Genomic DNA, 23,915 nt, shown 5'->3' on the forward strand with positions numbered 1-23,915 from the left:
AGCGTTCATCCTGAGCCAGGATCAAACTCTCCATTGTAAAGAAGTTGATACCTGACTAATGTCTCATCAGAGAATTAATCGGATATTTAATTATGTTTAGCTTAAACATTACCTGTGTTTATTTGAATCAAACTATCACTAATTTGATTCGTGCTGTTGTTTCCATTCTTTCAAAGAACTTTCAATTACTCTTTAGTAACTGTTGTTAATGTAAGAGATCCGATCTCTGTGCCCTATCGGCGTACATTTTCAATATTTCAATTCGACAATTGCTTTTCGTTTATCGCCCCGTTATCGTTGGGGTTGCAAAGGTAATCAACTTTTTATTTTCGCCAAATTTTTTTTAAAAAATTTTCATTTTTTATTTTTCATCATCAATGGCTTCAAACTCAGTACTAACAGGTTGTTAGCGTTAATGCCCTATCAGAGGAAAAGGTGAAAATTCAATGTCGTGAAGAGCTTTTATTTGCCGTGCTTTCTATCAAAGCGGGCTGCAAAGGTAAGCGGTTTTTAATATCTACCAACTTTTTCTGCAACTATTTTGAATAAAAAAGCTGAAATGCTTTACTACAAAGCATTTCAGCTGATAATATTTTTTGACATCAGAACGGATATGGCGTCAATAAACCTTCCGGATAATGCACTTTCATCAAAAACAAACCATGCCCAGGCACTGCAAAATCGGCATTTGTACAATCCTTACTCTCTATCGCAGTCCTGAACTGTGCCATGGTAAGCTTTCCCCTACCCACTCTCAACATAGTACCAACAAGGCCTCGCACCATTCCACGCAAGAAACGGTTAGCAGTAACGTTATAGACTATACGCTCTCCCTCTCTTCTCCATAAAGACTCTTCTATTTTACATATATATGTATGTACCTGGGTATTCCTTTTAGAGAAGGTGGTGAAATCCTCATATGATTTAATAATCTCCGCTGCTTCCTGCAAGGCATCCATATTCAGGTTATAAGGGAAGAAATAACCTCTGTCCTGCATAAACGGATCCTTATGGGTATATAATGTATACTCATAGGAGCGTCCCACTGCGTCAAATCTGCTATGTGCCTCCGCTGGCACGCTATAGATCTGGTTCAGGACCACATCTGCGGGTAATATAGCATTGATCTTATATAAAAACTGTGGATGTAACGGCAGATCAGTATCGAAATGCAGGAAGTTCTGCCTGGCATTTACACCAGCATCGGTACGACTAGAGCCCGTACTTTCAACTTTCGCTCTGAATAATGTGCTGAGCGCGCGATCCACTTCGGCTTGCACAGTATGGGCATTCTCTTGTACCTGGAAGCCACTGAAAGCTGCTCCCTTATATCCTACCTCTATAAAGTATCTGTTCATACGGCGCGAAGGTAATACGAAAAAAGAACAGGGGAGATATCCGCACCGGACATCTCCCCTGTTAATACTATTAAACTACGATAGTTATTTATGTAACATAGCTTTAAACCTGCCTTTGTAATAGTTATCTGTCAGTACAGACTCCAATACACTATATTTTTCTGTATCGTATGTTTTGGAATACGCCATATCCAGTAAGCGATAACGGGCATCTTCTCCTACTACCAGTTGCGCCAATGTTTTGATCTGGGTCGTTTCCATACAATAGTTACGACTCTGTTTACGGAAAACATCCAGCATACCATCGTCTGAAGCGGCTGCCACAAACTTGCGCAACATTTTGCGGAAGGTTGCATCATCCATAACATTAGCACAATCAGAATTAATTAGGCGTGTGCTGGAAGTCTTATCTGCTCCCTTATCGGCAACAACAGCAGCATTGTCATTTACAGCGACTGCATCGTCATCTCCTTTTTTCTTTTTCTTCTTGGCAGAAGTTGATGCCGGCTGGTCATACAATGCAACGCCATAGCCGCTGGTGTCAGTAACGATCTCACCAGAACGACTATCATCTCTTTTATGTTTTTTCCTGCCGGAAGTATGCTCCGCTTCTGTACTTACAGGTACGGCTACTGCTTCAGGAGCTGGAACAGCCACCTGCGCTTCAGTTTCAACAGCAGCATCTTCTCTTTCCTTACGTTTTTTCTTCTTCGGTGCTTCTTCTTCTACCGGCGTAGCAGTTACCGCAGGAGCTACAGTAGCATTTTTATCTTCCTGAAAATCTATAAACTCAGGATCATTTTCTTTCTTCTTATGATGTCTTGATTTCTTCGTGCTACCGTCCGCGTTAGTTTCTTTGGCTACGTCAGCTGCAGCAGCTTCACTAGCGGCAGTCCTGCTCTCCTCAGCCAGTACATCGGCCAGGAGGGCTTTTTCTTCCTCTGTGAGAGGAGCTCTTTCTACTTTTTCCTTGATAACAGCTGTAGCATCAGCTTTATTGGCCTCTTTGGCTTTTACAGCGCTTTTATTAGCTTCAGCTACCACTTCTTCGCGATCATCTCCACTCACCACAATTCTATCCAATGCAGATGCAAAACCGTTGCCAGAAGGTTTAGGTGTTTTTGTTGCAGTATTGGTAACAACAGCAGTGTTGCCAACGGCGGTCTGCAGATCGTTCTGCATTTTGTCCATCATTTCTTTGGTAGTATCAGGTGCAGCTACTGCTACAGCGGTCGACTCCTCTGCTTTTTCCACTTCCTGTTTGCCTTCATCTGCGGTAGCTTTCAGCAAAGCATCAGATTTCAGCTCACGGAATGTCTGCATATTATAGAGGGCATACGCATTAGCAGTGGCTTTCTTTAGCAAAAAGCCCTGATCTGCCTGAGTTACCTTGATATTGAAATGTTGTTCCGGCGCTTCATTTTTCGGGAAACCTACCGTAATAGGCACCGCACCGTTGCTCAGTTTAGGAAGGATGATATAACCCCTTTCCGTAGAGCTAAGGACGTCGCCATTATGTTTTACATAAAAAGGCTGCCCCTTTTCACTTTGAATATATATGTAATAGTGCTGGTTTTGCTGATTCTGGGCCACCAATCGGGTGCCCAAAAAAAGACATAAACAGGCCAGTATTACAGCCCTGTAGTTTAAATGCATACTAATTTGATCGAATAAAGCTCTCTTAAACAAATATTATTCCAGTACGATAAGCACCTCGCCTTTTTCAACAGCAGTACGCTCTGCGACCTTTATTTCTTTTACTACTGCATCCGAAGCGGCTTTGAATACATTCTCCATTTTCATTGCTTCCAGAATCAGTACCGGATCACCTTTCTTGATGGCTTGCCCCGGGGTTACCAGCACCTTTAAGATCAGTCCTGGCATTGGAGCCTTGATATCATTCACCTTACGAGCCATGGCATCTTTAATACCCATGGCGGCCAGCAGCTGATCTATTGGTTCTTCTATGGTTACTTCATGTTGCTGCTGCCCTATCTGTAATAATACAGTCTTGGCTTCTCTATCTACCTTTAAAACCTGGGCTTGATAACTAAAACCATCCATGATAATGCTATAGTCACCGGAGGGCAGTTTTACTGCTGACCAGTCAACTTCCTGATCATTACATACCAGTGTCTGAGCTTTATTTACGCTAAATGACGCTTTACCGTTTACTATTGCTTTAATCATAATGCTGTTTTATAGGCCCGAATAAAAACAAAAATAGCATTTTTAACCACTTGGCTGCTATTTGACCCATTTGTTTAAATTTGAGCCGCTTTATTTGCTATAAAGCAGATATTCACAATAAACTAAATTACATGAATCAACATCTGAAGCTGTCACTATTCGGATTGCTCCTGGGTGGCGCCACCGTTCTGGGATCGGGGCACTCTACCTATGCGCAGTCAGCTAAAGTTAACCCTGAAGACTCGCTCCTGAAAATCTACCGGGCATCTGCCACAAAAATCAATGACCTGCAACATACCAAACTGGATGTACGCTTCGATTACGCAAAAAGATACCTCTATGGTAAGGCATGGATTACACTGAAACCACATTTCTATAATACCGATTCCCTTACATTGGATGCTAAAGGAATGGATATCAAAGAAGTAGCCATTGTGGAAAACGGGAAAAATGCCCCGTTGAAATACTCATATGATAATAATCAATTATTTATTCATCTTCCTAAAACATATACTCCGGAAGAGAAATACACAGTATACATTGATTATACAGCTAAACCGGAAGAGTTGAAAGTAAAAGGCAGTGCAGCGATCTCTGATGCAAAGGGCCTTTATTTCATCAATCCAGACGGAAAAGATCCGAACAAGCCTACGCAGATATGGACGCAGGGGGAAACGGAAAGTTCTTCTGCATGGTTCCCTACCATAGACAAAACTAACCAGAAAACCACCGAAGAAATCAGTATGACGGTGGAAAAGAAATATGTAACACTTTCCAATGGTAAGCTGGTTAGCCAGAAAAATAATGCAGATGGCACCAGAACAGATACCTGGAAAATGGACCTTCCGCATGCACCATACCTGTTCATGATGGCTGTGGGTGAATATGCTATTGTAAAAGACACCTGGAAAGGCAAGGAAGTGAACTACTATGTGGAAAAGCCTTTTGAGAAGTATGCTAAGAACATTTTCGGTAATACTCCAGAAATGCTGACTTTCTATAGCAAGGTCCTTGGATATGAATATCCTTGGGTAAAATACTCCCAGATTACCGGCCGTGATTACGTTTCTGGTGCCATGGAAAACACCACTGCCACTCTGCACGGTGAATTCATGCAGAAAACCGACAGAGAGCTGCTGGACAACAACAACTACAATGAAACTGTAATTGCCCACGAGCTGTTTCACCACTGGTTTGGCGACCTGGTAACTGCAGAATCCTGGAGTAACCTGACCGTCAACGAATCATTTGCTGATTACAGCGAATATCTCTGGCTGGAACATAAGTACGGCAAAGACGCTGCAGATGAGCATCTGCTGGATGCCGGCAAACAATATATGCAAATGGTACAGTATTCCGGCGATGCTGACCTGGTAAGGTTCCATTATAAAGACAAAGAAGATATGTTTGATCAAATCACCTATCAGAAAGGTGGTTGTATCCTGCATATGCTGCGTAATGCAGTAGGCGATTCTGCTTTCTTTAAATCACTGAATCTCTATCTGAAAACAAATGCCTTCAAATCAGCCGAGGCGCATAACCTGCGTCTGGCCTTTGAAGAAGTTACTGGTAGAGATATGAATTGGTTCTTTAATGAATGGTATTTTGGAAAAGGCTCTCCGGAACTGGATATCAGTTATAAATACCAACCTGGTAAGGTTACTGTGCTGATCAACCAGCTGCAGAAGGCAGATAAGGTGTGGGAAGTGCCGATGGCTATCGATGTATATGCAGGTGGCAGTAAGACCAGATACAATGTAACCTTGAGAAACCGTGCAGATTCCTTTACGTTCAATGTTGCGGCTAAACCAGACCTGGTGAATGTGGATGCCGATAAAGTGATCCTTGGAAAGCGTGATGACCACCGTGATTTCAGCACTTATGTATTCCAATATTTCAATGCACCAAACTACCTCGATCGCCGTGAGGCAATCGAAGAAGCGCTGGATAATCAAGGAAATGCAGATGCAGTAAGAGTGTTACAGGCTGCACTGAAAGATAAATACTTCGGTCTGAGAGCTTTGGCAGCAGAGGGTCTGAAACTAGAGCTGGACGCGGTTAAAACTGCTACCGTTCCTGCATTAGTGAATATGGCTAAGAATGATCCTAGTGCTATTGCTAAAGCGGCGGCTATCAGGAGTTTGGGTGGACTGAAAGATAAATCCTATATTCCTTTATTCGAGGCTGCTACTAAAGATCGTTCTTATGGCGTAGAGGGGGCAGCATTAGAAGCGCTGAGCCAACTGGATATGGAAAAAGCCTATAGCATTGCCAAACAACTGCAGGCAGACTCTAAAGGCAAACTCGTGAATGCTATCACGCTGGTATATGCGAAGAAAGGCAGCAATGCTGATCTGGAATATGTAGCTAAGAAATTCGAAGAAACTGGCGGCCAGGATAAGCTGAACGCAGCCTTCGACTATCTGGGCTTCTTATCAAAAATCAATAATACTGATGCAGTGATTAAGGGTGTGGACCAGGTACAGGCAATGTGTGACCAGTTCAAAAATCCAACTGTGAACAAGTATATTGCTAACTTCCTGGAAAACATCTCTGATGTAAAGAAGGATAACGCTGGTAAGTCTACCGGTGCTGACCGTGATGAGTTGTTCAAACAGGCAGCTTATATGCTGAAGAAAGCAAAAGAAATACAGGTAAAGTAATTACTTGAAAAGAATAAATACTGAAGGAGGGTTGGCTATTGCCAATCCTCTTTTTTTATGCAGATGATGATCAGCAAAGGATTCCTTTGGGCGTGTGGCGCTTATTTCTGCATGGCTACGAGTCTACCCAGCTTTTTATTCCAGCGCCAGGGGCTTGTTTTTAGTCTGACTCCACCTAACCAACGATGTTCCATTGGAGCATAATCCAGGTAATTCTCTTCATTAGCTAGTATTTCCAAACCCAGGGAAGTAATTTTTAGTTTTTGATCATCTTGTTCCAGGACACCTACCTTGATCATACGATTAGTCATAATATCCAGCTGGAAGTCGCCGAAACCATAATCAGGCATTGAATCCCAGAACAGTTTGTAAAGGTCCTGCCAACGGTATTCACCCATTTGGAGGCGTTTGAGGAAGAACTCCTGTATGGAGCTAAGACCGTTTTCTGTGTTAGGAAATCTTGCCAGGTGGGCAGTGATGGCAGTGCTCATGTGTTTGAACTGCCCGTTATTCAGATGAGCGAAAAGTTCTAATGCTTGCGGAGTTTCGAGGCATAGAGCATCCCAGATATCATCAGCAATTTCGAGGTCGGTATCAGTAAGCGTGGTGCGGGTATCGAAAAGTTGTAAATAGTTTTCAGCAGTGGGGTGTCTGGGAATGTCCACCATACTGATTAGCGGCAGTACTTTGAATCGTTGTCTGATGAGGTGGATGATGAAAAGCAGGTTAAACTGGCAAAAGAGGTCACTATCGAACCAGAGGATGATTTCTTGTAAGGAACCGGAGGGTTTTAATTTCTCCAGTTCCTGTACAACCTGTGTATAATATGATTGTTTGTCAATACCATAGTGAAATTCGAGGTGTTTGGCCCTGCTTTGGAAGAATACGTCTGGGTCTTGGGTATTTTTGACTTTTCCTTCGCAGAGGACCTCCCTGCATACTACGAATTCACCGGGCAATTTGCTTTGGTGAAAGGCAGGAAGCACTGCGTCTCCGTTCAAAACATGCAGGTATGACATAACAACTTTTTTTGTGTTTATTACCAGCTGCCACTGGCGCCACCACCACCACCAGAACCTCCGCCGAAGCCTCCGAAGCCTCCGCCACCACTACCGCCGCCGGACCATCCGCCGCCACCGCCGCTTCCGAATCCACCCATACCACCAATTACAGGCCAGATCCATCCGCCTCTGCGGTTATAGGTAGTTCCGCGACCGCCGCCGCCACTGCCGCCACCTCCTCTGCTAATAAAGGAGATAACGATTACGATCAGCATTATCAGGAGGAACAGTGCACCAGGACTTATGCCAGGCTTACTTTTACGGGGATCAGCTTTGTATTCTCCTTTCATGGCCTTGATGACATCATTGGTAGCATCATCAAGTCCTTCATAGTAGTGGCCTTCCCTGAAGGCAGGCTGGATAGAATTGGAAATTATCTGATTCGCCAGCGCGTCTGGGAGGGCACCTTCCGCACCGGATCCAGTTTCGATACGTACTTTTCTATCATCTACAGCAACAAGAATAAGTACGCCATTGTTTTTGCCTTTGGTCCCAATTCCCCAGTCTCTGAGGATTTTAAGGGACACCTGGCTTATATCATAATCTCCGACAGACTTGAGAATTACGACCGCCACTTGTGTGGAGGTGCTGTCGTAGTAAGCAACTAATTTTTTTTCGAGCGCTTCGTCTTCATTTCTCAATAAAACGCCTGCAAAATCATTTACCAGTGTTGGCGGGTTGGGACGGGGCGGAATGTTTTGCGCATTTGCCAGGAGTCCCGAGAGCAGCAATACTACTGGTAAGAACCAACGTAATATTCTCATTAGTAACAAAGCTAAAGATGTTTGAAAAGGGTGGCCATTTATTTGCCGAAGACGATATCGTCTGGCAGTTCATTGACATCGTCGGCTTCATGTGGGAAGTGGGTACGAAGGGATTCACCGATTTCGCGGATACATTCTTCGATACCTTCAATGATGTGGCTATCACGGAAGTGTGAGAGCATGAGGTTAGCTTCTTTTATCCAGAAGTCGTTACCTACTTTTTCATGAATACCCTGATCACCCAGGATAGCGAACTGTCTGTCTTTTATGGCCACGTATACCAAAACGCCATTGCGTTGTTTCGTTTTTTCCATACCGAGCGAGGAGAAGGCCTCTTTGGCTCTTTCTATGGGATCGACGTATTTACAATGACTTTCTACGAATAACCTGATTTCTCCGGAAGTGAGTCTTTCGGCCACCCGGATTGCCTGCACGAGCCTATTCTTCTCCGATTCAGAAAAAATTTCCTTTCGTTTAAATGGTAAAAGCCCCATGATTTGGATGGATTTATCGGAGAGATGTCCCCGCAGGTTAAGCGGGGACTTCCTCAATTGCTGGATGTAAGAATATTAGAACTGCACTTTTGGCGCTTCCTGAGCGGCTGCGTCGGCAGTGAAACCTTGTTTTTGTTTGAAGCCGGTAACACCTGCAACGATGTTATTCGGGAAAGTACGAATGGTTTTGTTGTAGGAAGCAACGGCGTCGTTGAAATCGTTACGTGCTACGTTGATTCTGTTTTCAGTTCCTTCCAGCTGAACCTGAAGGTCGCGGAAGTTCTGGTTAGCTTTCAGGTCAGGGTAAGCTTCTGACACGGCAAGGAGTCTACCGAGCGCTTGTGATAACTGGCCCTGAGCGGCTTGGTACTGCTGTACTTTTTCAGGAGTAAGGTCGTTAGCATCCACTTTAATCTGGGTGGCGCTTGCGCGGGCTTCCATTACTTTAGTCAGGGTTTCGGTTTCGAAATTAGCGGCACCTTTAACTGTAGATACCAGGTTAGGGATAAGATCCGCCCTGCGCTGGTAGGCACTCTGAACAGTATTCCATTTATTCTTTACAGTTTCGTCCTCCTGTACCATTCCGTTGTATTTACCACAACCAACCATTACTAAAAGTGCAAGTACAATAAGTACAATAATACCTGTTCTCATCTGAGTTTGAATTTAAAGTTTAAGTTCCCGCTAATGATCAAAACGTATTCCTATTTTGAGCGTAGCCGGTGTAAGTAGTATAAAACGCCGGTAAATACTATAAATAAGGCGGTGAACGCCAGTATTTCCGTTGTCCACGAATGTAGCGAAAGAAATGCACTAAAACACTAATGCATACCGAAACGATAAATTTTAAAAAAAGTTCATCCATTGATTGAAAAATTCACGCTAAAACAGTATGTTTATATGTACCTTTACACAACGATAATGCTCATTTTCAGGTGAATTATCGTAATAGATGAATGGGGCAGAATGGTAACTAAATCGATTTCTAAGGTTTCATTGTTTTCTAACTCATTTATTATTAATTACTTGAGTCTAAGTCTTTTTAAATGAGTGCGCAACACATTAACATACTCTATATCGATGATGAAATACATAACCTGAATGCCTTTAAAGCTTCATTCAGAAGGCTTTATAGTATATTCACGGCTACTTCTGCCGAAGAGGCAGAAAAGCTGCTGCAAGAGCAGGAATTTCACATCATTATTTCAGACCAGCGCATGCCCAAAATGACAGGTATAGAATTTTTTGAGTCTATACTTGAACGTTACCCTGAACCGATCCGCATGTTGCTTACTGGTTATGCCGATATCAATGCTGTCGTTGATGCCATCAACAAGGGGCAGGTTTACAAGTACTTCTCCAAACCATGGAACGAAGAAGAGCTGAAACACAATATTGAAAAGGCTTTCGAAGTGTATTCCCTTAGAAAGGAAAATAAAGAACTGACCGCCAAACTTTTAGATGTAAACGAGAAACTTGAATTCCTTGTAAGACAGAAACTGATCTCCTAATTGCAGTCAATCGGTCATTCTGGCATTTTGTATAATATCTACCTGTATTTCATAGTCTACCTATTCCGATCATAGCAAACATCCTGGCAAGGGTTTAAACATCTTCCTGTTAATTACAGAATATTTATCTCCTTAAAATAATCCTGGACATTTATCTAACGAACAATGAAGGAATAATCTATTTAAATAAAATATAGGCAATTCTATTTCATTGTATTCAATGGAAAATAACCTACGTGTATAAGTTTTCATCATGGCACAGTAAGCAAAATCCTTAACTTGCAGCCTTTGTGAAACTTAACTTCATCAATCATGCAAGTTTGGAAAGACTACCAGGCTCAAAACAAAGATCGTTTCCTGGAAGAACTGCTGGATCTGTTACGCATTCCTTCGGTGAGTGCAGATTCTCGTTTTAATAAAGACACAGAGCGTTGCGCTGAAGCGGTTAAACAACGCCTCATTGAAGCTGGTGCTGATAAAGTAGAAGTATGTCCGACAGCTGGTCATCCTATCGTATACGGTGAAAAAATAATTGATCCATCTCTGCCTACAGTACTGGTTTACGGACACTACGACGTTCAACCTGCTGATCCGCTGGAGCTTTGGCATAGCGGTCCATTTGAACCAGTGATCAAAGACGGCAATATCTATGCGCGCGGAAGTGCGGATGATAAAGGTCAGTTCTATATGCACGTGAAGGCATTTGAAACCATGAACAAAACCAACACCATCCCTTGCAATATCAAATTTATGATTGAGGGTGAAGAAGAAGTTGGTTCTGCAAACCTGGGTATCTTCCTGAAAGAAAATAAAGAGCGCCTGAAAGCAGATGTAGTGTTGATTTCAGATACTTCAATGATCAGCCTGGAAAATCCTTCTATTGATACCGGCTTACGTGGCCTGGCTTACATGGAAGTAGAAGTAACCGGCCCTAACCGCGATCTTCACTCTGGCGTTTATGGTGGCGCAGTAGCTAATCCTGCTACCATCCTTGCTAAAATGATTGCCAGTCTGCACGACGAAAACAATCATATCACCATTCCAGGTTTCTACGATAAAGTACAAGAACTGACCGCTGAAGAAAGAGCTGCACTGAATGCTGCTCCTTTTGATGAGGAAGAATATAAGCAAGACCTGGGCATCAACGATGTTTGGGGCGAAAAAGGCTATAGCACTATTGAAAGAACCGGCATCCGTCCTACATTGGAAGTAAACGGTATCTGGGGTGGTTATACCGGCGAAGGTTCTAAAACAGTATTACCTTCTAAAGCATTTGCAAAAATCTCTATGCGCCTGGTTCCTGATCAGGATTGGCATGAGATCTCTGATCTGTTTACCAAACATTTCGAGGCAATTGCACCTAAGAGTGTGACCGTAAAAGTGACCAAACATCATGGTGGTAGCCCGTATGTAACACCAACGGATTCTGTTGCCTTTAAAGCAGCACAGCAAGCAATCAGTGATACATTTGGTAAAGAACCAATCCCTGTACGTGGTGGCGGTAGTATTCCTATCGTAGCGCTGTTTGAATCAGTACTCGGACTGAAAACTGTATTGATGGGCTTTGGTCTGGACAGCGACAACCTGCACTCACCAAATGAGAAGTATGGTTTAGCTAACTATTACAAAGGAATTGAGACTATTCCTTACTTCCACAAGTATTTTGCGGAATTAAGCAAGTAGTGCTATCGATATTTTATTAAAATGGTTCGATCGGCCTACGGCTGATCGAACCATTTTTTTTAACTTCACAGTATGAGTACGACAAACGAGAAATTAAGAGTAGATAAGTACCTATGGGCGATCAGGGTGTTCAAAACCCGCAGCCAGGCTGCAGATGCATGTGACGGCGGTAAAGTAAAGATGAATGGTGGTACCGTAAAGGCTGCAAAACCGGTATCTGTTGGCGATAAATTTGAGATCAAGACAGAAGCCCGCAAATGGGTAATAGAAGTAGTTGGGCTTATTTCTAATAGAGTGGCCTATAGTGAAGCCATTAAATTTTATGTAGATACAACACCAGAGGAAGATAAGCTGGCACCTAAATTTGAGGCGAGTGTGTTTCAGACGGGTAAGCGTCAGAGTAAGATTGGGCGGCCTACCAAAAAGAACCGCCGTACGCTGGATGGCTTTATGGAAAGCGATGAAGAATAACCCATCAAATGCCTTTCTGTTGCCCCTCTGCCATTGAATTCCCATATCTCTGCTTAGTAGTTACGAGAAAAAATAAAAATCTCGTATTTGCGTAGTAATTTTGCCAACTAATTTCTAAATCAAAGGATCAAAATGCCTAAAACAAGTGACGTTCTCAGCACCGATTTTCTGGTGAAAATCGCAGAAGAATTTGGTACCCCCGTTTATATCTACCATGCAGAAAAGATCAAAACGCAGTACGAAAAGCTTCAGAAGGCTTTTCATAAGTCTGACACCCGTTTCTTTTATGCTTGTAAGGCACTGACCAATATCAACATCCTGAAGTATATCAACTCTCTGGGATGTGGTTTGGACACTGTTTCTATCCAGGAAGTACAACTGGGTCTGAAGGCAGGTTTCGATCCTAAACGCATCATTTTCACACCTAATTGTGTTGACCTTCAAGAGATTATAGCAGCGAAAGACCTGGGTGTGAATATCAATATTGATAATATTTCTATCCTGGAACAGTTCGGTAACAAATTTGGAGACAGCTATCCTATTTGTATCCGTCTGAATCCACATATCATGGCTGGTGGTAACTTTAAGATTTCTACCGGTCACGTAGACAGCAAGTTTGGTATTTCCATTCACCAACTGCGCCATATTGAGCGCATTGTTAAATCTACCAAACTGAAGGTAACTGGTTTGCATATGCATACTGGTTCTGAAATCAAAGACGTAGATGTATTCCTGCGTGGTGTGGAAATCATGTTTGAAATGACTGCTAATTTCCCTGACCTGGAATCTTTAGATTTTGGTAGTGGCTTTAAGGTGGCTTACCAACCAGGAGATCCTGAAACTGATATTGATCTGCTCGGTAAAAAACTGACAGATGCTTTCAATAAGTTCTCTGCTAAATATGAGCGTCCGCTGCAGCTGTGGTTTGAGCCAGGAAAATTCCTGGTGAGCCAGGCAGGTTATTTCGTGGTAAAAGCGAACGTAATTAAGCAAACGACCGCTACCGTATTCGTTGGTGTAAACTCGGGCTTTAATCACCTGATCCGTCCAATGTTCTACGATTCTTTCCATCTCATAAAAAATATCTCTAATCCAAAAGGTACTGAGAGAATTTACACTGTGGTGGGTAATATTTGCGAAACGGATACTTTTGGTTGGGACAGAAAGATCAATGAAGTAAAAGAGGGAGATTTTCTGGTATTCTATAATGCCGGTGCCTATGGCTTTGAGATGTCTTCCAACTTCAACTCTCGCCTGAAACCAGCAGAAGTACTGGTAAAAGATGGCGTTCCTCAGCTGATCCGCAGAAGAGATACGCTGGAAGATCTGCTGAAAAACCAGATCGAGCTGGCTTAAGATAATACGATCGTAAGCGGTTATCATGCGTGTGTCAGGATAACTGCTTACGATCTTTTTCATACAATATTGCCCCGCCTTATTCGTCTTCTATACTATCCGCCCGCCTGTATAACCTTCACTGTATTCAACTGTTATTTGTTTGAAGCTTTTATTCATATGAATCCGTGTTGATTCAGAATAATTATTAATATGAAAATTTTAACTGCGCACCAGGATCTGTTTAATGATGATAAAGTGATTCAGTCAAACGTGTCGTTTGCCCCATTTTTGCGCTTTTTACAAAACAAAGTGGAACATGAGAAAGACGGCCGCACCGTTTTTTATCAATATATACTTGACAAATTCCAGGACAAACCTGAGTTACTGGGGCCGATTCCTGACGAAATGAATATGGATGAATACCGTAGTTACCTCGATCTGGTGATTGCGGCGATCTTCCCTGTGACCGTGGATACAAAAAAAGATATCTATGGTATCAGCATACCGTATAAGTTTTCCGTATTTTATTATTCAGAGATGTTCAAACAGCTGTTTACAGGGGAGAATGATTTCCTGTCGACGGTGCCTCATGGCATTTCTATTTCACGTGTGAAGCGCGACAAGAAGATCTGGTTATATAAACTAATTCTTGACAGACATTATCATTTCCCTATTGGTTATGCGAATGATATCATTCACACAATAGATACGCCAGATGGATTACGCAAGCAGGTGAAAGTGAATATTGACGCTCGTTTTGTGGACGTGCGTGTAAAAGGAAAGCTGCCCAAACTGGACTACAACCAGTTTTGCACCAGGCAGATGTCTGTGGATACACTGGAAACAATACTGCCGTTGGAGAATTTCGCACTGGAGGGCTTTGCCATCTGGACGATAGAAGATGTAACGCAGTCTGAGGCAGTGAATACCATCAAAGGGCTGGTCATGAATATGAACAGCACCAATGAAATTGAGAGCTATCGTTCATTAGAGCGCATGATCCCTACTATTCTTGGGATTTTTGATATCACGGCGCATATGGTTCCCTTTCCTAAAGTGAATGGCAAGCCTGTATTGGAGGAACAGTTTACCACTTCTGATCCGGTGTTGGGCATCGGCAATAAAAAGCAGCAGCAATTATTCTTCCAGCAGATGCTGGACTTTCTGCAGAAACGTCCCGAGCCGCTGATCATTCCGGAAGTAACGGAGGAGACTATCGCCAGTTATCCATTCCTGAAATATCTCTCCATAAAAAAAATCAGGAGCTTTATCCTCTTCCCTATCATACATAAAAAAGAACTGTTGGGGGTATTGGAACTGGCAGCATCTCGTCCGAATGCATTGTCTGAACGCCCACTGTGGCAGCTACAAGGCATATTCCCATTGCTGGTACTGATGTTGAACAGGAGTATCAACATACTGGAAGGCCGTATCAATGAAGTGATCAAAGACCAGTTCACGGCCCTACAACCTTCTGTGGAGTGGAAGTTTACCGATGCAGCCTGGAAGTACCTGCTAACGCCGGAGGCTGAACGAAAAGACATTGGCAATATCGGCTTTGAAGAAGTATATCCTTTGTTTGGTGCAGTGGATATCCGGAACTCTTCTATTGAACAGGGCAATGCCATTCGTGAAGACCTGGAAGAGCAGCTCCAGCTGATCAACGACACCTTACAAAAGGTATCAAATGCTATTCATCTGCCTTTACTGGAAGAGCTGCAGTTCAAAACAAAAGATATACTGGACCATCTTCACAATACATTACTGGCAGGAGAAGAAGCTAAAATCAATGAGTTCATTGACCAGGAAATTCAGCCTGTGCTGGAACATCTCTGTAGTAATAATGAAGCGCTTACTCCGGTGCTGCAGCATTATTATTCCTACGTAGACCAACGTGAAGGGCATGTTTATCATCATAGAAGAGAGTACGAAGAAAGCCTGGCGAGAGTAAACAGCGCCATCAATAAATATCTGGAAAAAGAGCGTCAGTATATACAGCAGTCGTTCCCATGTTACTTCGAGAAGTACAGGACTGACGGTGTGGAGTACACGATTTACATTGGCCAATCTATTGCCCAAGATAAAAAATTTGACAACTTATACCTGCGTAACCTGCGACTGTGGCAGCTTTCATCGATGGCTAACATTGCCAGGATCACGCATAAAATGATTCCTGATCTGAAGATACCATTACAGACAACACAGATGATATTGATGCACAGCGCTCCTATCACCATCAGTTTTCGTAATGATGAGCGCAGATTTGATGTGGAAGGCGCTTATAATATTCGTTATGAGATCATCAAGAAACGGATAGACAAAGTGCATGTAAAGGATTCAGGGGAAAGGCTTACACAGCCAGGAATGATCGCAATTGTTTATTCTAATGTGAGGGAGATGGAAGAGTATAAAAAATATATCAGCTTCCTGCAGAGTAAGAATATATTATTACCTGAGCTGGAGATGCTTGACCTCGAAGAGCTTCAGGGCGTTAGTGGCCTGAAAGCTCTCCGGGTAAAGGTTAATTTAGAAGGCTTACCGATAGATACTAAAATCTAAAGCCTAAAGTAAAGTACGGTAGGGTTTCCTCTTTGGAATGCCCTACCACCGCTGTAATGATCAGTGCATTGACAGGAGCCAGGTAGATACCTCCGCCATAGCCATCATGCCATACATGCGATGTTTCGTTTGAAGACCAAACACGCCCCACATCATTAAACACCAGCAAACCTACGCTGGCTGGCAGCAAATAAGTTTTCACATCAAAGAGTTTCAAGCGTACTTCCATGTTATTATAGGCGCCGGCTTCTCCTGCAAAACGGAAGTTGCGGTAGCCACGAAGGTTTTGCACACCGCCTACTGTATAAGCCTGGAAGTAATCAAAATTACCCCAAACCTTTCCACCTCCGAAACGGCTCACCAGCACAAACCTATCCGGATTATTGAAGCTGAGATAGATACTCAGATCAGTATTGAATGTTCCAAGATTATTGCTGGCACTATTGAGTCCACCGAGGCCAGTGAAGGTGGTTGTCCACAATACGCCACGTGTGGCGATCAGTTTATTATTACGTGTATCCAGCTGCAGGACTACCTTTCCCCCTATATAGCCTTTGTTTGCATAGGTATTGGCAGAATCAAGTCCATTTTCGGCCCAGTTGGTAATAAAGCGGCCATTGTTTTCTCCTTTATTGAAGGCGTAATAACCGCCAACAGGGCCATAAGAGATATTTAATTTAGGTCCGAAATCGGTTTTCAGCAGCAGTTCAGCGCTATATAGATTAAACCTGGCGCGGTAGTAGCTGATCTTTCCGGGTTTGGATTTATCAAAAATGGTTTCGTTGCCGTAGCCAAAGAAGTTAATGGTATTGTTAGGCGCTTTAGCTGTGGCGCGGGCGATGAGATCCGTTTTGCCAATGACATCTGTAAAGATGCCTTCATAGCGGAAGTTCCAGGCACGGGTAGATAATGCGTGAGTGGCGGAGAATGTCTGCCGGGAAGCGAAAGGTTCCTTTCTGAATCCATGTTTAAGATATTGCCCACCAAGTCCCAGTAAAATACCATCATCTTTATTAAAACCTATTGCCAGCAAAGGGAGTAACTTATCGTATTTAAAGAAGTTCCTGACATAGGTGATATTTTCCGGATCATTGGAAAGTCTTAATGCCTCCTGTCCTTTTACGTTGAAGGTATCGTTGCCGGTTTTCTGATCGTATATGCGTATACGTTTGCCTCCATCAGCATTGGAGCTATCGATATAGGTATCTGTATCGGCGCCACCAATCAGACGGATTCGTATAGGTGTCTTTTTAGCGCCGGTAATTTCCCAGCGGTCTTTTCCTCCGAGACCGTATATATTCAACTCTTTTGTTTCTTTTGGATCGAAGGTCCTGCTGTAGATATTTTGTTGGACTTCGTTTTTCTTGCTGATTTTATAGATATCCAGGGAGACGCCTCCATTATCTTTTTTATCGAGTTTAATGAGTTCATTTTTCTGTGTTGCCGGCACATCTACCCTTTTAGCCAGGAAGCGGTAATACCGCATCATGATGTCGTCCATATATTTACGACGCTCCTTTAGTGTATTGAGCATATAAGGATTTACGAGATGATTGACTGTATCCGGGAATGCAGATGCAGCTGCCTCCAACACGCTATCAGTCATTCTTTCAACGAGCTTACGTGTTTGCTTTTTCCAATCATCTTTATCTAAACCATTGAGGAAAGAGCGGTCAAAGAATCGGGTGGAAAAGTTCCATGGGCCGATGGCTGGCGTATTTTTTCTGAAGCCATAAAACTGCGGCATGAATGATGGTTTGGCCACAATGCGCGGGAGGAAGCCTGTGTTAATAAAGAAAGACTGATCGCGGTCGCGAGGAATCGGATAGAAATAATCTACGCCTTTATGTCTCTCCCTATACCATCTCCATTGGTCGTCATGACGATCATAATCACCGATGTAAGTATCGAAGACACGCGCTCTCAGCACAGCTTTCTGGTCTATCACATTATCATTATCTCCCAATACCTTAGCGACAACTTTGGGTGTATTGTATGTTTTGTCTTTATCACCGGTTTTAGGTTCTCTCTCTTCCATTAGATAGACATCATTACCGAAGTCATTTGCATAGATGCCGAGTATAGTATCTTTAGGCAGGAATACGAAACTAGGATGTGTATGCGGTACTTTAGCCGCTTCCGCCAGGATGCTTACTGCTAGCGGCGCATAAGGGTTCGCTGCTGAGATCTGGTCTTGTACTACTTCTCTGGCGATCGTTTCTCTTAATAATGGCGGAATAGCTGCCAGCGGATATTTCTTAAGAGATCGTATGGCGTATTCAGTGCCAGTACTATCTTCCAGGCGAAGAGAGCGGGTTTGCATACCACCGCCTCTTTGAATTATTTTGAGTCCCCCTTTTGCGGTTCTGAGGTCCAGCACCGGAAAGCTAACAGGGGCGGCCCATACATCGCGGTAGTTCTTTCCTAACAGCCATTTATGGAATCTTCCTACATCATTGTAAGTAGAATCAGCCGGCATCGTCACTTCTTTAGGCAAAGAGGTTGGTTGCTGGAAAGTGAGGCCCAGCCTACGGAAGTCAGAGAAATGCAGTAATGTATCTTCGAAAGAAGGTTTGCTCAGATCGGAGGCAAGGAAATATTTTACATGTACAGAGCTATCCTGTAATACTTCTAATACGCTGAAACCATTATCACAAGTGGCATACAGTGAATTCTTTCCTTTCTTCACGCGGTTATTTTTAGCGCCGCTACCGCTTACTATATAGTCGTTACCGTTATCTTTTATCAGCTGTAAGGTGTGATCATGGCCGGAAACGAAAACAACAGGGCCATGTTGTTTCATAGCAGCTTCCACACCTTTAACCATTTCCTGGTATTTAGGATTAGGTAGATCTTCCGGTGTACCAAAGACGCCTCTGGTGAGCGGATAGATGGAGCCGATCACTGGCAAGGGCACGTACAGCCAAGGTTTCAGGTCTGTAAGCGGAAAGATATGTTGCTTGATGGTGTAATAACCACCATGCGGACCGTGGCTACGGAAAGGGTGATGCGTTGCAAATACGATAAGTTTATTCTTGTTGAGGGCCACCAGCTCTGATATCTTCACTAATACTTCATCACGGGTTTTACACTCGCAATCAGATTCCACACCTGGCTTTTCGTACGGGAACACCCACCATTCGCTGTCCATGATAATAAGTGTAACATCATCGGAGATATTAACCGCTACCGGGCCAGGACAGCCATCTTTAGGGAAAAAAGTAACATTAGGCAGATGTAAGGAATCTACATAACGTTGCTGGTTAACTATTTGCTGCCATCCGTCTGGTTTGCTTTTTTGCCAGTCGTGGTTACCAGGAATGATAAATCCTCTGGAGCCAGTGCCTTTCACGAGGTCTATCTGGTAGTCAAGGATTTGTTTTGCTGTTGGATATTTTTTGTTGAGAGAATCGGGTAACCCTAATGGGTACACGTTATCTCCGAGGAACAGTACAGTGTTACGGCTATCCTGCATATTATACTTAGACCTTACTGCATCTACAACGGAGTTATGGCCGTTGGCGTGGAGTTCGCCGGCATCGCCGATGAGGATAAAGCGTTGTTTCACCTGATCGTCTTGTGCAAACAGGGTGGCGGACAGTAAGGAGAAGATGATGCTAAATGTATATTTCAGTTTCATTTTTTATGGTAGGTAAATTTGAGAATATTGGCTACACCATCGTAGCCGCCTTCATTAGAGATGTACATGTCTCCATTATTGGCAAAGGCGATGCCTTCTGGCTGTCGGAAGAGCCGGTGGCGCAGGTTATGTGCTTCTTGCACATGTCCTTCCAAATCGGCGATTACCAGAAGCTGGTTAACGGAAGCCATTATATATAGGCGGTGTTCCAGTGGATGAATAGCTGCTGCACTAGGTTTAAAGAAGCGCATATCGATGCCCGCCAGTTTTGCTATTTCAGGTGCACTGAATTGATAGGCAGGAACAGCGTCGAATTCCATTTTGTCCAGGTGGAACTGGAAAGCGCTGGTGACACCTTGCTTTTTGTCATCTTCACAATTCTTACATATCATAAAGATGCTGTTTTTTGTTTTGTCGTAGTAAGTAGCTTCAAATTCCTGCTTGCCTTCCTTTTTCCCGAGCTTATAGTGAACAGTAGTAATAGAGTCCTTTGTAAATAACCCATTAATCCGATATAGACTTCCATTACTCTTCAACACAAACCAGCCGCTATCTGTTCGGCAGATATCTTCATAATCTCCACTTTTACCAAATTTCCATTTGGGATAGGCCTTGGTAGCGTCTACATCGATCTGGTAAATGTAGCCTTCCTCATCGTTGATGGCGATAATATTGTGTTCATCGGGGTGTAGTACTATTCCGGAAATTTCCTGCATAGATTCTCTGACACGGTACCTCACAGGGGCTGCCAGGTCGTAACCGGCAGGCGAAGAGTATATTCTTTCTTCCCTGTCGGCAAAATAGTTACATGATAGCAGAAAAATCAGCAACAATGGAAGGAATCGGCGATCCATAGTGATATATTATAGCTTAAATTTAACTCAAAAATACAGTAACTTCAGATTGGATTTAATCATCTTCGTAATATGGAAAATACAGCCATTATAGATGCAGCAAAAGAATACGTACTGGCAAGGTATAGAGACAATCCCAGACCAACACTGGTATATCATAACCTCGTACATACGCAGGCGGTAGTAAGTGCCGCCGGGCAGATAGCTGCGCATTACCATCTTCAGGATGATGAGCTGACTGCTGTGTATGTGGCTGCCTGGTTTCACGACGAAGGTTACCTGGAAGGAGAAGGCAAAGTACATGAAATAGAAGGAGCAGCACAAGCGGTAAAATTCCTACAGGAACAAGGTGCTTCCGAGTCGTTGCAAGAAATGGTGAAAGGCTGTATACTGGCTACAAAGATGCCACAGTCACCGAAAAATCTCATTGAGCAAATCGTTTGTGATGCCGACTTATTTCACCTGGGTACCAAAGAATATGCTGACAGGAGCAAGCTGCTCAGACATGAAGTAGAACTCGTTCATCAAAAAGAAATCAACAGGATTGAGTGGCTGCGAGGCAATATCAAATTCCTGACGGAACATCAGTACTGGACAGACTATGCAAGAACTCTTCTTAAACAACAGAAAGAAGATAACATCAAGCAAATGCAGAAAAAACTGGACAAGCGACTGGCAGAAGAAACCAAGACGGCAAATACTGCTGAAACTCCAGAAATCAACGCAGGTACAGCAAACAGACAACCACTCACAGAAATAAGAAAGCCAGGAAAGGTAAAAGAAGAGAAATTGAAAAAGCCGGAACGCGGCGTTGAAACCATGTTCCGTATCACTTCTACGAACCATATACGCCTCAGCTCTATGGCTGATAGCAAGGCCCATATCATGATCTCCGTCAACTCTATCATCATCTCCATTTTATTGAGTGTGTTGATACGCAGACTTGAAGATTATCCTAACTTTTTGATTCCATCTTTGATATTTATTACTACCAGCGTGGTAACCGTCATCTTTGCGGTATTAGCCACCAGACCTAATGTTACCAGTGGCACATTTACCAAAGATGATATCTCCCGTAAAGATGCCAACCTCTTGTTCTTTGGCAATTTTTACAGGATGACATTAGATGAATATGAGTGGGGAATGAAGCAGATGATGAATGATGCAGACTTTCTTTATAGCAGTATGACAAGAGATGTATATCATCTTGGCGTGGTACTCGGTAAAAAATACAAGCTACTTCGTATATCCTATAACGTATTTATGTTTGGCCTGATAGCCTCTGTGCTGGCCTTTATGATTGCTGCAATATTTTTTCCGGTTAAAGTTTAAGTGAAACAGTTATGACGCCTTTGTTTAATCGGGACCTGAGCTGGTTGTCGTTCAACTTTCGGGTACTTACCATGGCACAAGACCAACAAGTACCTCTATACGAGAGAATAAAATTCTTGTCTATATTTTCTTCCAACCTGGACGAATTTTTCAGGGTTAGGATGCCAGCCATCATGGCGGTAAACAAGCTGCTGGAAAAGGAACCAGATGCCGGCGGCGACGAAACCGTGAGTCAGGATACACTCCGACAGGTTATGACGGAGATTAACCGGCAACAAGAAACCTACGGTCTGATATTGACCAAAGAAATTCTGCCAGCGCTGAAGGATCGTGGTATTCACCTTTGCTACAATGAGCCCTTTACTGAGCTTCAGCAGAAGCTGACAAAAGAATACCTGCTTACCAGTATATTGACTTATTTACAACCGGTATTTCTATCTGACCCAGACAAAAAATATTTCCCGGAAAACAATGCCTTACATTTCGCGATATCATTGTCCAGTGTGGAAAAGCCGGAACAGATCGAGTATGCCTTATTAAATATCCCGGCTGCATTACCGAGGTTTTATCAACTGCCAAAGGAAAACGATCTCGCTCAGATAACGATGTTGGATGATATCATACGTTATCATCTCAATTATATCTTCCCGGAATATCAGATAAATGGCTGTTACAGCTTTAAGCTTACCCGTAATGCAGAAATGGATATGGACGAGTTTAAAGGAGATATATTGGAAGAAGTAGAGACCTTGATCAAGAAGCGTGAGTTGGGTGTACCTACCCGTTTTTTGTTTGATGCCGCTATGCCAATGCCTTTGCAGCAATATCTTGCCAGTCATTTAAAAATAAAGCCAGAAGAAATGGTGGCAGGCGGCAGGTATCATAACCTGAAAGACCTGGCTGATTTCCCACTGCCATTGCCTTTGACGGATGTTTTTTATCCAAAGAATGTTCCCGCCAAAATATCCATGGCAGCAGAAACAGATCATATTCTTGATCTGATACAACGGCAAGACCTGGTGGTTCATGTACCTTATCAACGCTATGACTATATCCTGCGGTTCTTCAATGAAGCTGCGATAGATAGAGATGTCACGGAGATATACGTCACCCTTTATCGTATAGCCTCCGGATCTCAGATAGCGCAGGCGTTGATCACCGCCGCTAAAAACGGTAAGCAGGTGACGGTGTTCGTGGAGCTGAAAGCACGCTTCGACGAGGCTAATAATATACGTTGGTCTAAACGTATGAAAGATGCCGGCGTTAAAATCGTGTATAGCATTCCTGGCATGAAGGTACATGCAAAAACCGCACTGGTGAAGCGTAAGCGAGGATACTACCACGATTATTCCGGACTGATAGCCACTGGCAACTTTAATGAAAGTACGGCCCGTTTCTATGCAGATCATATTCTTTTTACCGCTCACCCAGGTATTACACGCGAAATGGAGCTACTGTTTCTCTACTTACAAAGTAGAGAACAGCCTGCAGACTTCCAGTACCTAGACTTCAAACATTTACTGGTGGCTCAGTTCAACATGACTGACCGTTTCAAATGGCTGATAGATCGTGAGATCGAAAATGCCAAGGCAGGCAAACCAGCCAGGATCACCATTAAGCTAAACAACCTTCAGGAAAAAGCCATGATAGCCAAACTGTACGAAGCAGCCGATGCTGGCATACAGGTAGACCTGATCGTTCGTAGTATATGCTGCCTGGTACCCAACTCCAATATTAAAGTGGTGCGTATCGTGGATAGATGGCTGGAACATGCCAGGGTATTCATTTTCCACAACAATGGCGAAGAAGAGATCTTTATGGGCTCTGCAGATTGGATGAACAGAAACCTGCACAGACGTATAGAAGTATGCGTGCCGGTATACGATCCGGAGATCAAAAAACAGCTGAAAGACATGGTGGACCTGCAATTGCAGGACCCTGCACAAGCCCAGACAGCAATTGCAGCGTATATCGGGAAAATAGAGTAAATTACAATT

Annotated in this window: 17 protein-coding genes; 8 read left to right on the plus strand and 9 right to left on the minus strand. The window is 43.2% G+C overall.

The genetic code is table 11. The annotated features are described in order from the left end of the window. Positions 1 to 602: 602 nt before the first annotated feature. From truA to ACE38W_RS19200, 3 genes are all read right to left on the minus strand, one after another. Positions 603 to 1,358 carry a tRNA pseudouridine(38-40) synthase TruA gene (gene truA / locus ACE38W_RS19190; RefSeq protein WP_375833364.1) on the minus strand — a complete coding sequence of 252 codons (756 nt, stop codon included), beginning with the start codon at positions 1,356 to 1,358 and terminating at the stop codon, positions 603 to 605. Between the two features lie 84 nt (positions 1,359 to 1,442). Next, positions 1,443 to 3,014 carry a DUF4476 domain-containing protein gene (locus tag ACE38W_RS19195; RefSeq protein WP_375833367.1) on the minus strand — a complete coding sequence of 524 codons (1,572 nt, stop codon included), beginning with the start codon at positions 3,012 to 3,014 and terminating at the stop codon, positions 1,443 to 1,445. Positions 3,015 to 3,050: 36 nt separating this feature from the next. Next, the gene (locus tag ACE38W_RS19200) at positions 3,051 to 3,548 is read right to left on the minus strand and encodes a biotin/lipoyl-containing protein (protein WP_375833370.1); all 498 of its coding nucleotides are present in this window, start codon (positions 3,546 to 3,548) and stop codon (positions 3,051 to 3,053) included. A gap of 131 nt (positions 3,549 to 3,679) precedes the next feature. On the opposite strand from ACE38W_RS19200, the gene ACE38W_RS19205 reads away from it, so the two are divergent. Then, the gene (locus tag ACE38W_RS19205; protein ID WP_375833373.1) at positions 3,680 to 6,211 is read left to right on the plus strand and encodes a M1 family aminopeptidase; all 2,532 of its coding nucleotides are present in this window, start codon (positions 3,680 to 3,682) and stop codon (positions 6,209 to 6,211) included. A 101-nt stretch (positions 6,212 to 6,312) separates the two neighbouring features. Here the strand turns inward: ACE38W_RS19205 and ACE38W_RS19210 are convergent, their stop codons facing one another. From ACE38W_RS19210 to ACE38W_RS19225, 4 genes are all read right to left on the minus strand, one after another. After that, the gene (locus ACE38W_RS19210) at positions 6,313 to 7,230 is read right to left on the minus strand and encodes a hypothetical protein (RefSeq protein ID WP_375833376.1); all 918 of its coding nucleotides are present in this window, start codon (positions 7,228 to 7,230) and stop codon (positions 6,313 to 6,315) included. Between the two features lie 20 nt (positions 7,231 to 7,250). Continuing rightward, positions 7,251 to 8,036 (minus strand): TPM domain-containing protein, encoded by a 786-nt coding sequence (locus ACE38W_RS19215; RefSeq protein ID WP_375833378.1) that lies wholly within the window; start codon positions 8,034 to 8,036, stop codon positions 7,251 to 7,253. A 38-nt stretch (positions 8,037 to 8,074) separates the two neighbouring features. After that, positions 8,075 to 8,530 (minus strand): TPM domain-containing protein, encoded by a 456-nt coding sequence (locus ACE38W_RS19220; protein ID WP_375833381.1) that lies wholly within the window; start codon positions 8,528 to 8,530, stop codon positions 8,075 to 8,077. 75 nt (positions 8,531 to 8,605) lie between these two features. Further along, positions 8,606 to 9,184, minus strand: a complete 579-nt coding sequence (locus ACE38W_RS19225; RefSeq protein ID WP_375833384.1) for a LemA family protein — start codon at positions 9,182 to 9,184, stop codon at positions 8,606 to 8,608. 392 nt (positions 9,185 to 9,576) lie between these two features. Between ACE38W_RS19225 and ACE38W_RS19230 the strand changes: the two genes are divergently transcribed. The 5 genes from ACE38W_RS19230 to ACE38W_RS19250 all read left to right on the plus strand — a co-directional run bounded on the left by ACE38W_RS19230 (position 9,577) and on the right by ACE38W_RS19250 (position 16,092). Next, positions 9,577 to 10,041 (plus strand): response regulator, encoded by a 465-nt coding sequence (locus tag ACE38W_RS19230; protein WP_375833386.1) that lies wholly within the window; start codon positions 9,577 to 9,579, stop codon positions 10,039 to 10,041. Between the two features lie 312 nt (positions 10,042 to 10,353). Then, positions 10,354 to 11,724 carry a dipeptidase gene (locus ACE38W_RS19235; protein WP_375833389.1) on the plus strand — a complete coding sequence of 457 codons (1,371 nt, stop codon included), beginning with the start codon at positions 10,354 to 10,356 and terminating at the stop codon, positions 11,722 to 11,724. Between the two features lie 72 nt (positions 11,725 to 11,796). Beyond that, a complete protein-coding gene (locus ACE38W_RS19240; RefSeq protein ID WP_375833392.1) occupies positions 11,797 to 12,195 on the plus strand; it encodes an RNA-binding S4 domain-containing protein in 399 nt (132 codons plus the stop codon). A gap of 132 nt (positions 12,196 to 12,327) precedes the next feature. Then, positions 12,328 to 13,551 (plus strand): diaminopimelate decarboxylase, encoded by a 1,224-nt coding sequence (gene lysA / locus ACE38W_RS19245; RefSeq protein WP_375833395.1) that lies wholly within the window; start codon positions 12,328 to 12,330, stop codon positions 13,549 to 13,551. A 192-nt stretch (positions 13,552 to 13,743) separates the two neighbouring features. After that, positions 13,744 to 16,092, plus strand: a complete 2,349-nt coding sequence (locus ACE38W_RS19250) for a GAF domain-containing protein (RefSeq protein WP_375833398.1) — start codon at positions 13,744 to 13,746, stop codon at positions 16,090 to 16,092. On the opposite strand, the gene ACE38W_RS19255 is transcribed toward ACE38W_RS19250, so the two are convergent. Both ACE38W_RS19255 and ACE38W_RS19260 read right to left on the minus strand, forming a co-directional pair. Continuing rightward, entirely contained in the window at positions 16,082 to 19,732 is a 3,651-nt protein-coding gene (locus ACE38W_RS19255) for a BamA/TamA family outer membrane protein (protein ID WP_375833401.1), read from the minus strand. The genes ACE38W_RS19250 and ACE38W_RS19255 overlap by 11 nt on opposite strands. Continuing rightward, on the minus strand, positions 19,729 to 20,586 hold the full coding sequence (locus ACE38W_RS19260) for an SdiA-regulated domain-containing protein (protein ID WP_375833403.1): 858 nt from the start codon (positions 20,584 to 20,586) through the stop codon (positions 19,729 to 19,731). Before ACE38W_RS19260 ends, ACE38W_RS19255 begins: the two co-directional genes overlap by 4 nt. 72 nt (positions 20,587 to 20,658) lie before the next feature. Here ACE38W_RS19260 and ACE38W_RS19265 point away from each other — a divergent pair, with 72 nt between their 5' ends. Further along, entirely contained in the window at positions 20,659 to 21,918 is a 1,260-nt protein-coding gene (locus tag ACE38W_RS19265) for a Pycsar system effector family protein (RefSeq protein ID WP_375833406.1), read from the plus strand. Positions 21,919 to 21,929: 11 nt separating this feature from the next. Next, a complete protein-coding gene (ppk1, locus tag ACE38W_RS19270; RefSeq protein ID WP_375833408.1) occupies positions 21,930 to 23,906 on the plus strand; it encodes a polyphosphate kinase 1 in 1,977 nt (658 codons plus the stop codon). Positions 23,907 to 23,915: the final 9 nt, after the last annotated feature.

The organism is Chitinophaga sp. Hz27 (assembly GCF_042263525.1).
Taxonomy (GTDB): domain Bacteria; phylum Bacteroidota; class Bacteroidia; order Chitinophagales; family Chitinophagaceae; genus Chitinophaga.